Genomic DNA, 15,204 nt, shown 5'->3' with positions numbered 1-15,204 from the left:
GCCAGCCCGTCCCCGGCCAGGTACAACTCCCCCACAACCCCCACCGGGGCCGGCCGCAACCGCCCGTCGAGCACCAGGGAGGTCACTCCGCGCACGGCCGATCCGATCGTCACCGCCCGTCCCGGCGCCAGCGGTCCCGCCGACGCCCAGATCGTCGCCTCCGTCGGCCCGTACAGATTCAGCATCGTCCGGCCCCCGGCGAACCGCTCGACCAGCTCCGCACCGACCGCCTCACCGGCCACCGCGAGCGTCCGTACCGACGCCGATCCCGACGGATCCAGCGTCGAGAGCACCGACGGCGTGAGGACCATGTGCGTCACCTGCTCGGCATCGAGCAGCGTGGCGAGTTCCGCGCCGCCGACGACGCCGGCCGGAACCGACACCAGGCAGCCCCCGGAGCCGAAGGCGGCCAGTTGTTCGAAGATCGCCGCGTCGAAGCTCGGCGAGGCGAAGCCGAGGACCCGTGCGTCCGGTCCGACCGCCAGCGAATCATCCTGGGCGCGAACGATGTTCGCCAACCCGCGGTGGGTGACCGTGACGGCCTTCGGGGTGCCGGTCGAGCCGGAGGTGTAGATCAGGTAGGCGGCGTGGTCGGGATGCAGCGGCCGGGTCCGGTCCGCTTCGGTCAACGGCGCGGCCGATTCGGCGGCGTATGCCGCCCGCAGCGCCGGGTCGTCGAGCTCGAGCCAGGTGAGCGCGCCGGGCAGCGCGGACCGGTGCGCGGTCGTGGTCAGCCCGAGCGTGGCACCACAGTCGCCGAGCATGTGCGCGATGCGCTCGGCCGGATACGCCGGGTCGACGGGCACGAAGGCGCCGCCGGCCTTGGCGACCGCCCACACGGCGAGCACCGACTCCGCCGAGCGGGGCAGCGCGAGGGCCACGCGCACGTCCGGGCCCACCCCGGCGGCGACGAGCAGGCGGGCGAGCCGGCCGGCGGCGGCGTCGAGTTCCCGGTAGGTCCAGGTGGTGCCGTCGGCACGCACGGCCGGGCGCTGGGGGTGCGCCGCGGCGGCGGCCCCGAGCAGCGTGGGCAGCAGCCACGGCCCGACACCGGCCGGACCCGCCGTCGCGTGCAGGGCGGCGGACTCGGCGGCGTCGAGCAGATCCACGTCCCCGACGGGAACGGCCGGGTCGGTGGTGACGGCGGTGAGGAGCCGCACAAACCGCGCGGCGATCGTGCGCGCGGTGGCGTCGTCGAACAGGTCGGTGGCGTAGGTGAGGGTGGCGTCCAGTCCGGCGGGCCGGCCGTCGTCGCCGGTGTGTTCGCGCAGCTCGAGCCCGAGGTCGAACTGCGAGGAGCCACGCTCGACGTCCTCGACGGCGATCTCGAGCCCGTCGATCTCGAGGGTCGGTGCCGCGAAGTCGGCGAGCGCGAGCGAGACCTGGAACAGCGGGTGGTGCGCGGCGGACCGGGCGGGGCGCACCGCCTCGACCACCTGGTCGAACGGCAGGTCGGCGTGGGCGAAGGCGGCCAGGTCGGCCTCGCGCACCTGCGCCACCAGGTCGGCGAACGTGGCCTCGGGCCGCACCGCGGTGCGCAGCACCACGGTGTTGACGAACATCCCGACCAGGTCGTCGAGTTCGGCGGCGCCGCGGCCGGCCACCGCGCTGCCCACCGCGATGTCGTCGCCGGCGCCGAGGCGGGACAGCAGCGCGACGAGCCCGGCGTGCAGGGCCATGAACACGGTGGCGTTCTCGGCGCGGGCGAGGCGACGCAGCGCAGCGTGGACGCCGGCGTCGACGGTGAAGGCGACGTCGGCGCTCGCGCCGGACTGCACCGCGGGTCCGGGCCGGTCGGTGGGCAGGACGATCCGATCCGGCAGGCCGGCCAGGGTGCGGGTCCAGAAGTCCAGTTGCCGGGCGGTGGTCGAGTCGGGGTCGCCGGGCTCGCCGAGCGCCTCGCGCTGCCACAGCGTGTAGTCGGCGTACTGCACCGGCAACGGCGCCCACGCCGGGGCCGCACCCGCGGTGCGGGCGGCGTACGCGGCGATCAGGTCCCGGGCCAGCGGCGCCACCGACACCCCGTCCGCGGCGATGTGGTGCAACACCAGCACCAGCACGTGCTCCTCCGCACCCAGACGCAGCACCCGGGCCCGCACCGGCAGGTCCACGGTCAGGTCGAAGCCGGCCCCGGCGAAGTCCGCCACGGCGGCATGCACGGCGTCCGCGGGGACGTCGACGACGTCCGGACCGGTGGGCGCCGCGTCGACGATCACCTGGCGGGGACCTTCCGCGTCGGCGGGGAACACGGTGCGCAGGCTCTCGTGCCGGGCGATCAGGTCGCCGAACGCGGCGGCGAGCGGGGCGACGTCGAGCCGGCCCCGCAGGCGCAGCGCCACCGGGATGTTGTAGACGCCGGACGCGGGGTCGAGCTGGTTGAGCACCCACATCCGGTGCTGCGCCGGGCCGAGGGGCAGGCGGGCCGGCCGCTCCCGTCGCCCGAGCGCGACGGCGGCACCGGTGCGGCCCGCGGCGCGGGCGGCCAGCGCCGCGGGGGTGGGCGCCTCGAACAGGTCGCGCACCGCCAGGGCGGTGCCGGCGGTAGCGTTGATGCGGGCGATCACCCGGGTCGCGTCGAGGGAGTTGCCGCCCAGGTCGAAGAACGAGTCGGCGGCGCCGAGCCCGTCCAGGCCGAGGACGTCGGCGAAGGCGGCGGCGGCGGCGGTCTCGACGGGTCCGCGCGGCGCGCGGGCCGGGCGCCGGCTGCGGCCGAAGTCCGGCTCCGGCAGCGCCGTCCGGTCCAGCTTGCCGACCGGGGTCAGCGGCACCTCGTCGAGGACGACGACCGCGGCGGGCACGAGATGGGCGGGCAGCTGTTCGCCGAGCCGGTCCCGCAGCCGGTCCGGGTCCAGCCCGCGGCCCGGCACGGGCCGCACGTAGGAGACGAGGACGGCCGAGCCGGTGGGACCGGGACGGCCGAGCGTGGCCGCGAAGTCCACGTCGGCGACGGCGGCGAGGGCGGCGTCGACCTCCCCGAGCTCGACGCGGATGCCGCGCACCTTGACCTGGAAGTCGGTGCGGCCCAGGTATTCCAGCACCGGGCCGCCGTCGGCGTCGCGGGTCCAGCGCACGAGGTCGCCGGTGCGGTACATGCGCTCCCCGGGCCGTCCGGGATGCGCGACGAACCGGCTCGCGGTCAGCTGCGGACGGCCGTGGTAGCCGCGCGCCAGCCCGGGACCGGCCAGGTACAGCTCACCGGCCGTGCCGAGCGGCACCGGCCGCAGCCAGCCGTCGAGGACTTCGGTTTCGGTGCCGGGCACACCGGCGCCGAGGGTGACGGACGCGTCGGCGGTGAGGGGGGCGACGGTGGCCCAGATGGTGGCCTCGGTGGGACCGTAGAGATTGAACATCGTGCGGCCGGGCGCCCAGCGGCGCACCAGGTCGGTGGGGACGGCCTCACCGCAGACACCGACCACCCGCACGGTGTGCGCCGCGGCCGGGTCGAGGGTGGCCAGCACCGCGGGGGTGAGGACGAGGTGGGTGACGCCCGCGTCGGCGAGCCGGTCGGTCAGTTCGTCGCCGCCGACGACCGTCGGGGGCACGACGACGAGCCGGGCGCCGGCGGCGAACGCGGCGAGCTGTTCGAACAAGGACGCGTCGAAGCTCGGCGACGCCACGTGCGCGACCCGCGCCGACGGGGTCGGCTCCAGCACGGCGAGCAGCGCGTCGACCAGGTTGCCGAGGCCCCGGTGGGTGACCGTGACAGCCTTCGGCGTCCCGGTCGAGCCGGAGGTGTAGATCAGGTAGGCCGGGTCGTCGAGCCGGGCCGGCGACGGCACCGCGGGGCCGGCCGGGGTGTGGCGGGCGGTCCCGGGATCGTCGAGCACCAGCCACGCCGTCGCGGAGCCGGGCAGCCGGTCGCGGTGGGCGGTGACGGTGACGCCGAGCCGGGCGCCGGAATCGGTGAGCATGTGCTCGATCCGGTCCAGCGGGTGGCGCGGGTCGACGGGGACGAACGCGGCGCCGGTCTTCGCGACCGCCCACACGGCGAGGACCGATTCGAGCGAGCGGGTCAACGCGAGCGCGACCAGCGTGCCGGGTCCGGCGCCGTGCGCGGCAAGCAGCCCCGCCAGGGCGGTGGCCCGGTCGTCGAGTTCGCGGTAGGTGAGCTCGGCGGTGCCGGCGACGACGGCGACCGCATCCGGGTGACGGGTGGCGGTGCCGGCGAGGATGTCGGCGAGGGTGACGGCCCGGTCGCGGGCCGGTACGAACGGGGCGTCGACGCCGGGGGCGCCGAGCGCGGCGATGCGGCGGTCCGGGGTCCGGGCGAGCGCACCGAGCAGCTCCGCGCACCGTTCGAGGATGCGGCGCGCGACGGCGTCGCCGACCGAGGCGGGGCGGTAGCGCACGCTCAGCTCCGGCCGGGCGCCCGGTACGACGATCAGGCTCACCGGGTACGGGGTGGCTTCGGCGCCGGTGACGCCGAGGACCCGCATTCCGGCGCCGTCGGCGGTCGCGGACAGGGCGTCGCGGTCGAGCGGGTAGGACTCGACGACGGCGAGGGTGTCGAACAGTTCGGTGACGCCGGCCGCCCGGTGGATCTCGGCGAGGCCGAGGTGCTGGTGCTCGAGCAGCGCCGCCTGTTCGGCCTGGAGGCGGCGCAGCAGGTCGGCGCCGGTGTCGGTGGGCTGCAGGCGCACCCGCACCGGCACGGTGTTGACGAACAGGCCGAGCACGGCGTCCACGCCGGGCAGCTCGGGAGGGCGGCCGGAGACGGTGGAGCCGAACACCACGTCGGTGCGGCCGGTGAGCTCGGCCAGCGTCAGCGCCCACGCCGCCTGCACGACGGTGGCGAGGGTGACGTCGTGGGCGCGGGTGGCAGCGTCGAGGGCGGCGGCGGTCTCGGCGCTCAGCGCGAGGGTGTGGGCGGCGCCGCCAGTGTCGGCGGGGTCGTCGTGCGGGGCGACGAGGGTGGGGGCGTCGATGCCGTCCAGGGCGTGGGCCCACGCGGTCCGCGCGGCGACGGCGTCCCGGCCGGCGAGCCAGGCCAGGTGGTCCCGGAACGACGGCGCCGGTCCGGGCACCGCCGCGCCCGCCGCGTAGGCGGTGAGCAGTTCGGCGACGAGCAGCGGGGTGGACCAGCCGTCGAGGACGAGGTGGTGGTTGGTCAGCAGCAGCCGGTACCGGTCGGCGGCGGTGCGGACCAGGTGGACGCGCAGCAGCGGCGCGGCGGCGAGGTCGAACCGGTCCGCGCGGTCCGCGTCGAGGATGCGCGCCAGCTCGCCGTCGGTGTCGGCGCGGCCGCGCAGATCGGTTTCCCGCCAGGTCACGTCGGCCGTGCGGAGCACCACCTGGAGCGGGCCGGCGGCCGTGTCGCGGAAGGCGGCCCGCAGGCTGTCGTGCCGGTCGACCACGGACTGCGCCGCGGCGCGCAGCCGGGCGGCGTCCACGGTGCCGGCGAGTTCGAGCACGGTCTGCACGGTGTAGTCGTCGGGGGCGTCGGTGGCGGCGTACCCGGTGTGGAACAGCAGCCCGGCCTGCAGCGGGGACAGCGGCCACACGTCGGCCAGGCCTCCGCGTTCGCGCTCCCACGCGTCGATCCGGTCCTGGCCGACGGCGACCAGCGGGAAGTCGGAGGGGCTGTGACCGCCGGCGGCCGGGTCGCCGACGTGCCAGGCGAGCGCGGCGAGCGCGGCCACCCACAGCTGCGCGAACTCGTCGACGGCGTCCTCGTCGAGCAGGCCGGTCGCGTAGGTGAAGGTGGCGGCGAGGCCGTCGGCCTCGACGGCGGCGTCGATGTCGAGCACCGCGGGCAGCGGCATCTGCGGTTCGTGGGTGGCGGCGGTGCCGACCGGCAGCCACGGTCCCTCGACCGTGGTGTCGATGCGGCCGAGGAAGTTGAACGCGATCTGCGGCGCCGGATGTGCGGGCAGGGCCCCGGCGACGTACCGGAGCAGGCCGTAGCCGATGCCGTGGTCGGGAACGGCGGCGAGCCGTTCCTTGACCGACCGGATCGCCGCGCCCGCCGCGGCACCGCCACCGAAGGCGTCGTCGACGTCGATCCCGGTGAGGTCCACGTCGAGTGGGTACACGGTGGTGAACCATCCGACGGTGCGGGACAGGTCGGCGCCGGGGACCGCCGCCTCCTCGCGGCCGTGGCCCTCGACGCCGACGAGCGTCGCGGGGGCGGTGCGGCCGCGGTTGCGGCGCCACCGCTCGGCCGCCAGGCCGAGCGCGGCGAGCAACGCCTCGGCGGTGCCGCAGTGGAAGCGCTGGGGCACGGCGGTCAGCACGGCGTCGGTGACCTCGGCAGGCACGTGCACGCGCAGCCGGGCGGAGGTGGCGACGGTGTCGCGCGCCGGATCGAACGGCCGCTCCCCCAGCGCCGGGTCGGGCGTCGCGAGAATCCGCTCCCACAACGGCAGTTCGTCGCTGCGATCGGCCTCGGTCAGGCCGTGCGCCCACCGGCGCAGCGACGTGCCGACCGGGGCGAGGGCGGGCGCGGCACCGCCGGCGATGTTGATGTAGGCGGCGGCGAGGTCGGGCAGCAGGATGCGCCAGGACACCGCGTCCACGGCGAGGTGGTGGACGACGGCCACGAGCAGGTCGTCGCGGCCGTCGGGCGAGGCCAGCCACTCGAACTGCGCGACGATCCCGGCGGCCGGATCGAGCCGGTCCGCCGCGGCCTCCAGCGCGGCCGCGGCGGCGCCGCGTGGCTCGTCGACGGCGGCGCGGCGCAGCACCTCGTCGGCGGCGACCGCGCCGACGGGGAGCACCTCGAGCGTGCGGGGCGCGGTCAGCCGCATCCGCAGCGCGTCGTGCCGATCGAGCAGCGACTGCACGGCCCCGGCCAGGTGCGCCGGGTCGGGATGCTCGGGCAGCCGGATCAGCACGGCCTGCCCGTACCGGTCGACGGGCCCGCCGCCGGCCAGCAGTTCGGCGACGATCGGGGTGGTGTCGACCGGACCGGTGCCGCCGCCGGGGAGTTCGGCAAGAACGGCGCCGGCCCCGATGTCCGCCACCGCGACGGCGGCCAGAGCGGCGACGGTGCGGCGTTCGAAGACGTCACGCGCGGTGAACCGCAGTCCGGCGGCCCGGGCGCGGGAGACGAGGGTGATCGCGACGATGCTGTCGCCGCCGAGGGCGAAGAAGCTGTCGTCGGCGCCGACTCGTTCCACGCCGAGCACCTGGGTGAACAGGGCGGCGATCAGTTCCTCGCGCGCCCCCTCGGGGGCGCGGCCGGCGGCGGGAGTGCCGAAGTCCGGGGTGGGCAACGCGGCGCGGTCGATCTTGCCGACGGGGGTGAGCGGCAGTTCGAGCAGCACGGTGATCGCCGCGGGCACGAGGTAGGCGGGCAGGGTGTCGGCGAGTTCGCCGTGCAGGGCGTCGACGTCGACGGCGGCACCGGGGTGCGCGACGACGTAGGCGGCGAGGACGGTCGCGCCGGCGGGCGTGGTGGCGCCGACGGTGACGGCCCGGGCAACGGTGTGGTGCCGGAGCAGCGCGGCGTCGACCTCGCCGAGTTCGACACGGAACCCGCGGATCTTGACCTGATGGTCGGTGCGGCCGGCGAACTCGAGCGCGGCGGCTGCGCCGCCGGTGTGTCCTTCGGGTCCCTCCGGCAGCCCAAAGGACGCACCGCGCCAGCGGACCAGGTCACCGGTGCGGTACATGCGTTCTCCGGGCGCGTACGGGTCGGCCACGAAGCGGGCGGCGGTCAGGTCGGGGCGGCCGAGGTAGCCGCGGGCGATCCCGGCGCCGGCCAGGTACAACTCGCCGGTCACCCCTGCCGGCACGGGCTGCAGCCGGCGGTCCAGGACGAGGGCGCGCATGCCGCGGATCGGGGTGCCGACCCCGACCCGGTCGCCGCGGTGGTGCGGGGCCGCGAAGGTGGCGGTGACGGTGGCCTCGGTGGGGCCGTACGCGTTGAGGAACGCCCGGCCCACCGACCACCGATCGGCCAGGTCGGGCGGGCAGGCGTCGCCGCCGACGACGACCGTGCCGATCTCGGGGTGGTCGTCGGGGTCGAGGGTGGCGAGCACGGCCGGGGTCGCGTCGAGGTGGGTGACTCGTCCGGCGCGGAGCACCTCGGCGAGCTCGGTGCCGCCGTAGGCCTGCGGCGGTACCACCACCAGGGTGGCGCCGGCGGTGAAGGTCACCAGCAGCTCCTCGATCGAGGAGTCGAAGGCCGGCGAGTACAGGTGGGTGGCGCGCGAGCCGGCGGCGACGGCCAGACGCGCGCGGGCGTCGTCGGCGAGGTTCGCCAGGCCGGCATGGGTGACGACGACCCCCTTGGGGGTGCCGGTGGAACCGGAGGTGTAGACGACGTAGGCGGCGTGCTCGGGCCGCAGCGGGGTTTCCCGGTCCGCGTCGGTGACCGGGCCGGCGTCCGCCGCCGTGACCGCGGCGACGGTCGCGGGGTCGTCCATGGCGATCCAGTCGGTGTCGTCGGGCAGGCCGTCCCGGTGCGCGGCGACGGTCAGGCCGATGCGGGCGCCGCTGTCGCGCAGGACGTGCTCGAGCCGGGCCCGGGGATGGCCGGGGTCGACGGGCACGAACGCGGCTCCCGTCTTGGCGACGGCCCACACGGCCTGCACCGATTCGACGGACCGCGACAGCGCCAGCGCCACCGTGGTCTCCGGGCCGGCGCCGCGGGCGAGCAGCAGCCGGGCGAGCCGGTCGGTGGCGGCGTCCAGGTCGGAGTAGGTCACGGTGCGCGGACCGTCGATCACCGCGACGGTGCCGGGGTCGAGGGCCGCCCCGGCGGTGAGCAGGTCGGCGAGGGTGCGGGCCGGCACCGGATCGGCGCCGCGGGCCGGGACGAGGGCGGCGCGCTCGTCGTCGCCGAGCAGGTCCAGGTCGGCGAGGCGCCGGTCGGGTGCGGCGGTGGCGAAACCGTGCAGGAACGCGAGGAATCGCCGGTGGTGCGCGGCGAGCTCGTCCCGGTCGTACAGGTTGGGGTTGGCCTGGAAGTCGAGGTGCGTGCTGTGGCCGCCCGGATAGAGGTTGACGAACAGGTCCTCGATGAGCCCGGAGGTGAGCACGTGGACCCGCCCGGTGAGCGCGCCGAGCCGGACCCGGTGGTCGAACAGCATGAGGTTGACCGACGGGCCGAACCCGGCGGCGTGGTCGCCGGTGAGACCGAGGTCGCGGGCGATGTCCTCCTGCCGGTACCGCTGGCGCCGCAGTGCCCCGGTCAGCTCGAGTTCCGCCGCGGCGATCACGGAGGCGACGGTGGCGGCGTCGGTGCGCAACCGCAGCGGCACCACGTTGGCGAGCATGCCCCCGGAGCGGCGCAGCGTGGCGGTGGTGCGGGCCGAGACGGGCAGGCTGAGCATCACCTCGTCGTGGCCGGTCATCCGGGCGAGGTAGGTGCCGAACGCGGCGACCACCAGCGGTGCGAGGCTCGACCCGCGCCGGGCCGCGGCGTCGCGCAGGGCCTGCTCGGTGTCGGCGGGCAGTTCCGCGCCGACCAGCAGCGGGTGCGCGTCGGCGGGGGCGGCCCGGCCGGCCAGCGACACGGGATCGCTCAGCCCGGCCAGGTGCTCGGTCCAGTACGCACGGTCGGCCTCGAACCGCGGGGAGCGGCGGTAGGTCTCGTCCGCGGCGACGATGTCGGGCAGCGCCGCGGTGCGCGGCGTGTGCACCGGGGTCCCGGTGACGGTCGCGGTGTAGAGCTCGGCGGTGCGCGCGACGAGGGTCATCGCGCCGACGCCGTCGAGGGCGATGTGGTGGATCCGGGCGTACCAGAACCAGCGGTCCTCGGCGATGCGGAGCACGGCGGTGACGGCGAGCCTGTCGGTGCACATATCGACCGGGGCGGTGTAGTCGCGCTCCATCCATTCGCGGGCCGCGGCCACGGGATCGGCCTCGCCCCGCAGATCGACCACCGTCAGCCGCTCGCCGGTGTGCACGACGGTCTGGAACGGGTGGCCGTCCTCCTCGACGATGCGCAGGAAGCCGGTGCCGAACTCGCGTCCGACGGTACGGGCGGCACCTTCGAGGGCGTCGAGGTCGAGGTCCCCGGCGATGTCGACGTACTGGGCGATGTTGACGGGCGTGGCGCCGGCCAGGTGCTGTGCGAACCAGATCCCGCGCTGGGCCGCCGAGAGCGGGAACGCGCCGGCGGGCTGCGGGGCAGCGAAATGGTGTTGGGCGACCGGGCTTTCGTGCAACACGGGGGTACTCCTGACGACCGGTGGACTGTGCTGCTTCCACGGTCGTCCGCAGACCCCGGTGCCGATACCGACCCCAGCGGTGGGCGCGGCACCCGCAGGGGTGGTCGAGAATCACCCTCGGGTGCGAGAACTCCTCAGCCGGTCCAGCCCGCGGTGGGATCGCGCCGCCACAACAGGTCGTGGATGGCTTCGACGGCATCCCCGGCGGAGGTCACGGCGAGCACCCCGGCGGCGGGCAGCGGCCACCCCCCGATCGAGATCACCGGGACCCCGGTGCGGACGGCGAGCGCGATCTCGCTGAGCGTGCCCCAGCTGCCGCCGACCGCGATCAGCGCCTCGCAGGTGCGTACCAGCAGGGCGTTGCGCATCTCGCCGAGACCGGTCGGGATCGACACGGTCAGGTACGGGTTGGCCTCCGCGCGGTCGTCGCCGGGCAGCAGGCCGAGGGTGGTGCCGCCGGCCTCCGCCGCTCCGCGCGATGCCGCGGCCATCACCCCGCCCAGTCCCCCGGTCACGACGACGGCGCGTCGCGCCGCGAGCAGCCCGCCGACCTGACGGGCGATCCGGCGTTGTTCGGCCGTGGCCTCCGCGGGCCCGACCACGCCGACATACCGCTGCGCATCCATGACGCGATTGTCCACCACCCAGGGTGCAGAAGTGGCCCCCTGAGGTGAAATCCACCACCACCGGGGCTGCTCGCCCGGCACCGGCACCCGGCGGATCCTTGTCCGCATGTCCACCCTCCGCACCGAGCGTCTCGTACGCCGCCACACGGTGATCGCCGACGACGGCGTGCCGCTCGCGGTCCACGAGATCGGCGCGGCCGGCGCACCGCTCACCGCCGTGTTCGTCCACGGCCACTGCGGCCGCACGGAAACCTGGGCGCCTCTTCGGGATTCGCTGCTCCGACACCGCGGAGCGACGCTGCGGATGGTGTTCTTCGACCACCGTGGTCACGGCGCGTCCGGCACCGCCGGGCCGGAGACGTACACCGTCGAGCAGCTCGGGCGCGATCTCGCGGCGGTGCTGCGCGCGGTCTCCGCCGGGCCGGTGGTGCTGGTCGGCCACTCGATGGGCGGCATGACGATCCTGTCCTACGCCCGTCAACATCCGCACGAGATCGGCACCCGCGTCGCCGGGATCTGCCTGATCGGCACCGCCGCCGGTGATCTCGGCCGGTCGGGGCTCGGGCGGTACCTCGACAGTCCCGCGGTCGAGTTGTTCCACCGCGCGGTGCAGCACGCGCCCGGCGCCGTGCAGCACGCGCTGCACCTCGGTGGACGGGCGGTGCGGCCGCTGAGACGGGCGGCGCAGCGACGCGCCCCCGGCTCCCGGTGGGCGGCCCTGCTGGCGGTGCTCGCGAACGAGACGCCGGTGGTGACGATGGCGGCGTTCCTGCGATCGTTCGCCCTGCTCGACGAGTCCGCCGCGTTGGCGGTGCTCGCCGCGGTCCCCGCGCTCGTGCTGTGCGGGTCGGCGGACGAGTGGACCCCGTTCGAGCTGTCCGCCGGTCTCGCGGCGCGGCTGCCGCGCGCCGAACTGGTGCGGGTCGACGGAGCCGGACACTCGGTGATCGCAGACCGCCCCGCGGAGGTCGCGCGGGCACTCGCCAGGTTGCTGCAGCGAGTGGGGTGAGCCGCAGTTCAGAGGTCGCGTTCGGTGATGACGCCGCTGTGCAATGCGAGCTCGGCGAGCCGGACCCGCTTCTGGTTCTGCGGCAGATCCTCGACACCGAACTTCGCGAACAGCGCCCGCAGATGCGTCTTGACCGCGTCGACGCTGAGGAACAGCTCGGTGGCGATGTCCTGGTTGGAGGCAGGGGTGGCGAACGCGGCGCCGTGCTTGTAGGGCCGGCACAGCGCGAGCAGGATTCCGCGTTGCGTCTCCGTGAGCGAACGCACCGTCGGCAGCTCCGACGCGACGCGGGTCGCCTCGTCCGGTCCGGCACCGATCTCCTGGAAGGTCAGGCGGATCGAGCCGACCCGGATGCTGTCGCCCTCCCGCAGGCGCCGGCGGCCGGTGATGCGTTCCCCGTTGAGGAAGGTGCCGTTGCGGGAGAGCCCGTCGTCGAGGATGGTCCAGTGGGTGCCGATCCACTCCACGACGGCGTGCAGGCGGGAGACCTCGTTGTCGCCGGTGAACGCCACGTCCGAGCTCGGAGCACGGCCGATGGTGACGCGCGGCGACTCCGGCGACAGCTCGAACCGATGCTGCCGCCCCTGCTTGTCGACATACGACAGACGCGATTCGGTGACGACGCTCATCACAACCTCCAGGGCGCGGACTCAATCCTGCCCGTAGGTTGCAGCGTCGGCAAGGGGGGCGCGTCCCAACCGCAGCAGCGTCGTCGCCAGCGCCGAACCGTCCCGCCCCAGTGCCGCGGTGAACCGCGCGAGCACCGCCATCTCGCGACGCGTGTGCACCGGCACCGTTCCGTGACCGGCGCGGCGCAGCCGGCCGGCGCGGTGCGCGAGACCGGTCCGGTGCCGGATCGCGGCGACGATCTCGGCGTCGACCCGGTCGATCTCGTCGAACACGTGATCCAGTTCGGCCGCGCCGGTGAGAGCGGTGGGGTTCGGGGTGAACGTCTCCGACGTTACGGTCACGGGGCCTCCACGGGGTTGGCGGTCGGTCGCCCCATCGTGGCTCGGGAACGCCTTGTCCCCCAAGGAACCCTGGGGTGGGGATCACCCCACCCCTCAGCCGAGCAGGAGCGTCACCGCCACGAAGTAGATGACGATGGAGAGCAGGTCCTGGATCACCGTGGCGAGCGGGCCGGACCCGAACGCCGGGTCCTGGCCCAGCCGCTGCAGCGCCCACGGCAGGACCATCGCGACGGTCGTCGCGATGGTGCTGGCGGCCAGCACAGCCGACGCCACGGCGACCGCGAGCTCCCGGTTCCCCGTCATGAGCAGCACCGCCGGCAGCATGGTCGCACCCAGCAGCGCCCCCACCGACAGGCCGGTCAGCACCTCGCGGCGCACGATCCGCCGGATCCCCACACCCACCGAGAACCCGCGAATGACCAGCGTCTCGGTCTGCGTACCGACCGCATCCGCCAGGTACACGATGCCCGGCACGAAGTAGGCGACGGCGAGGTCGGCGTCGAGTTCGGTCTCGAACACCTGCATCAGGCCGGCCGAGACCATGGCCCCGATCAGACCGACGACGAGCCACGGCAGCCGGTGCCACAGGCGGCGACGGACCCCCTCGACGCTCGAGGCCCGTGCCGCGTCCGCCGAGTGCACGAAGCCGCCGAGCCGGGCCATGTCCTGGTCGTGCTCGTGCAGCAGCACGGCGAGCAACTGCTGGGGCGCGATGAGACCGCGGAACCGGCCGCGTTCGTCCACGACGGCGAGGCCGGGTTCGCCGTGCTGAACCGCCTTCCACGCGGCCCGTTCCTGCGCGGTGTCCGGGCGCACCACCGGCGGATCCGGGTCCAGCACGTCGCTCATCCGGGTGGTGCCGGGGGCCGCCAGCAGCCGTTCGATCGTGACGAGACCGGCGAGCGACTCACCGGCGAGCACGGCGACGACGGCGGCGCTGTCGAAGCTGTGCTCCCGCATCCGGTCGAGCACCTCGGCGACCGTGTCGTCCGGCCCGGCGACCGGGACGGCCGCGAAGCTGTGCCGCAGCGCGGTGCCGGGACTGCCCTGCTCCCGTGTATGTGTGTCGGCAGATTCGACCATGCTCCACCGTTCCTCCGGCCGCGCTCGTCCCGAGGTTCGATCGTGCCACGACCGGTACGACCGCCCGATCCCGCCCGTGGCGATAATGTGCCGGTGAGTCCACGCGAGCGCACACCCCGCCCCGGTCCCACCGCACCCTGCCCGTGCGGCCGAGGCCTTCCGTACGGCGAATGCTGCGGTCCGTTCCTCACCGGCGGGGACGCGCCCACGGCCGAACAGTTGATGCGTTCGCGGTACACCGCGTTCGCGGTGGGCGACGAGGCGCATCTGCGCCGCACGTGGCACCCCGGCACCCGCCCGGTGCGGCTGGACCTCGATCCGGCGCAGCGGTGGACCGGACTCGAGGTGCTGCGCACGAGTGGCGGCGGGTTCCTGCACACGGAGGGCACGGTCGAGTTCCGCGCCCACTACACGTTCGGCGGCCACCCGGACGTGCTGCACGAACACAGCCGGTTCGTCCGCGAGGACGGCCGCTGGGTCTACGTCGACGCTCTCGGCTGACCCTGCCGGGCGCGGCCGGGGTTCGGTCGTTCGGCGTCCTCAGTCGAAGAGGGCGAACGCGCGCGCCACGAAGAACGCCGCCACTCCGAGCACGATCAACGCGATGAGCAGGATCGCGAAGACGGGCATCACCCGGCTCGGGTTGGGTTGGGGATGCGACAGGCCGGAGGTCTGTCCGGCGTCGGGCGGCGTGTCCCCGGGTTGTACTCCCCCGCCGGCGTCGAGGCCGGGGGCGTCTTCCGGCTGAGGTCCGGGGTTCTGGGTGCTCACGTGCGCTCCTGGTGTCGGCGGTGCGGGAACGGTGCCGAGAGCAGCGCCTCGACCCCGACGACATACCCGGTTTCCGGCCGCGTAATCCTCGGGCGCGAGCGTCAGCCGAACGGTCCGGGCAGATGACGCGAGAACCAGACGGCCTCGCCGAGCGGCTCCGTCGCCGCGTCGAGGTGCCCGCTCACGTCGGTGAGAGCGTCGACGAGCCCGGTCACGGCGATCTCGTCGGCGAGCGGCAGGGACTCCCGGTCGAGTGCCTCGGCGGCCTCCACGATCGCGGCGATCTCGCGGGCCAGGTCGAACAGCTTGTCGCGAGCGGCACCGACCCGGGACGCGAAACTGGCGTGACTCATGTGGTCCTCTCGGGCAACGTCGTGGGTTCGCCGCCCCCCTCGCCGTCGAGGCGACGTGTGTCACCGTCCGCCCCCCAACGGGGTGCGGACGGCGAGGCCCTGTCTCAGCTCAACCAGCCGAACAGGTCGCGGAACAGATGCATGAACCAGTTGAACTCAGGTCGGAAGTTCCACATGACCGATTTCCTCCTTCACCGCCTCGACGTCCCGACCCACTGTCTCGGATATCCGGCGGAATGTGATCCGAAACACACTCGAGCGCCCCATCGCCGG

Annotated in this window: 9 protein-coding genes; 2 read left to right on the top strand and 7 right to left on the bottom strand. The window is 74.8% G+C overall.

Going from position 1 to position 15,204, the window contains the following annotated elements:
- Together ACWPOB_RS05885 and ACWPOB_RS05880 are read right to left on the bottom strand one after the other, a co-directional pair.
- On the bottom strand, positions 1–10,118 hold a 10,118-nt coding region (locus ACWPOB_RS05885; RefSeq protein ID WP_455400197.1), incomplete at its 3' end, for an amino acid adenylation domain-containing protein.
- A gap of 134 nt (positions 10,119–10,252) precedes the next feature.
- Positions 10,253–10,744 (bottom strand): TIGR00725 family protein, encoded by a 492-nt coding sequence (locus ACWPOB_RS05880; RefSeq protein ID WP_003938253.1) that lies wholly within the window; start codon positions 10,742–10,744, stop codon positions 10,253–10,255.
- Between the two features lie 106 nt (positions 10,745–10,850).
- Here ACWPOB_RS05880 and ACWPOB_RS05875 point away from each other — a divergent pair, with 106 nt between their 5' ends.
- On the top strand, positions 10,851–11,753 hold the full coding sequence (locus tag ACWPOB_RS05875; RefSeq protein ID WP_455400196.1) for an alpha/beta fold hydrolase: 903 nt from the start codon (positions 10,851–10,853) through the stop codon (positions 11,751–11,753).
- Between the two features lie 8 nt (positions 11,754–11,761).
- Here ACWPOB_RS05875 and ACWPOB_RS05870 read toward each other — a convergent pair whose 3' ends face one another.
- The 3 genes from ACWPOB_RS05870 to ACWPOB_RS05860 form a co-directional block, all read right to left on the bottom strand.
- Complete coding sequence (locus tag ACWPOB_RS05870) at positions 11,762–12,382, bottom strand: FHA domain-containing protein (RefSeq protein ID WP_165039411.1); 621 nt, start codon at positions 12,380–12,382, stop codon at positions 11,762–11,764.
- Between the two features lie 21 nt (positions 12,383–12,403).
- Complete coding sequence (locus ACWPOB_RS05865; protein WP_455400195.1) at positions 12,404–12,724, bottom strand: chorismate mutase; 321 nt, start codon at positions 12,722–12,724, stop codon at positions 12,404–12,406.
- Positions 12,725–12,817: 93 nt separating this feature from the next.
- Positions 12,818–13,807: a magnesium transporter gene (locus ACWPOB_RS05860; RefSeq protein WP_100058109.1), complete on the bottom strand. Its 990-nt coding sequence runs from the start codon at positions 13,805–13,807 to the stop codon at positions 12,818–12,820.
- Positions 13,808–13,900: 93 nt separating this feature from the next.
- Between ACWPOB_RS05860 and ACWPOB_RS05855 the strand changes: the two genes are divergently transcribed.
- On the top strand, positions 13,901–14,308 hold the full coding sequence (locus ACWPOB_RS05855) for a YchJ family protein (protein ID WP_455400194.1): 408 nt from the start codon (positions 13,901–13,903) through the stop codon (positions 14,306–14,308).
- 39 nt (positions 14,309–14,347) lie between these two features.
- Here the strand turns inward: ACWPOB_RS05855 and ACWPOB_RS05850 are convergent, their stop codons facing one another.
- Together ACWPOB_RS05850 and ACWPOB_RS05845 are read right to left on the bottom strand one after the other, a co-directional pair.
- The gene (locus tag ACWPOB_RS05850) at positions 14,348–14,578 is read right to left on the bottom strand and encodes a DUF6480 family protein (RefSeq protein WP_100058111.1); all 231 of its coding nucleotides are present in this window, start codon (positions 14,576–14,578) and stop codon (positions 14,348–14,350) included.
- A 101-nt stretch (positions 14,579–14,679) separates the two neighbouring features.
- Positions 14,680–14,931: a hypothetical protein gene (locus ACWPOB_RS05845; RefSeq protein ID WP_100058112.1), complete on the bottom strand. Its 252-nt coding sequence runs from the start codon at positions 14,929–14,931 to the stop codon at positions 14,680–14,682.
- Positions 14,932–15,204: the final 273 nt, after the last annotated feature.

The sequence above is a fragment of the Rhodococcus sp. 2H158 genome (assembly GCF_053764755.1).
This window is presented reverse-complemented; position numbering and strand designations above follow the sequence as displayed.

Excerpts from the sequence above, each read along its gene's own strand:
- ACWPOB_RS05880 (WP_003938253.1), bottom strand. The coding sequence starts at position 10,744 with ATGGATGCGCAGCGGTATGTCGGCGTGGTCGGGCCCGCGGAGGCCACG.
- ACWPOB_RS05875 (WP_455400196.1), top strand. The coding sequence starts at position 10,851 with ATGTCCACCCTCCGCACCGAGCGTCTCGTACGCCGCCACACGGTGATC.
- ACWPOB_RS05870 (WP_165039411.1), bottom strand. The coding sequence starts at position 12,382 with ATGAGCGTCGTCACCGAATCGCGTCTGTCGTATGTCGACAAGCAGGGG.
- ACWPOB_RS05860 (WP_100058109.1), bottom strand. The coding sequence starts at position 13,807 with ATGGTCGAATCTGCCGACACACATACACGGGAGCAGGGCAGTCCCGGC.
- ACWPOB_RS05845 (WP_100058112.1), bottom strand. The coding sequence starts at position 14,931 with ATGAGTCACGCCAGTTTCGCGTCCCGGGTCGGTGCCGCTCGCGACAAG.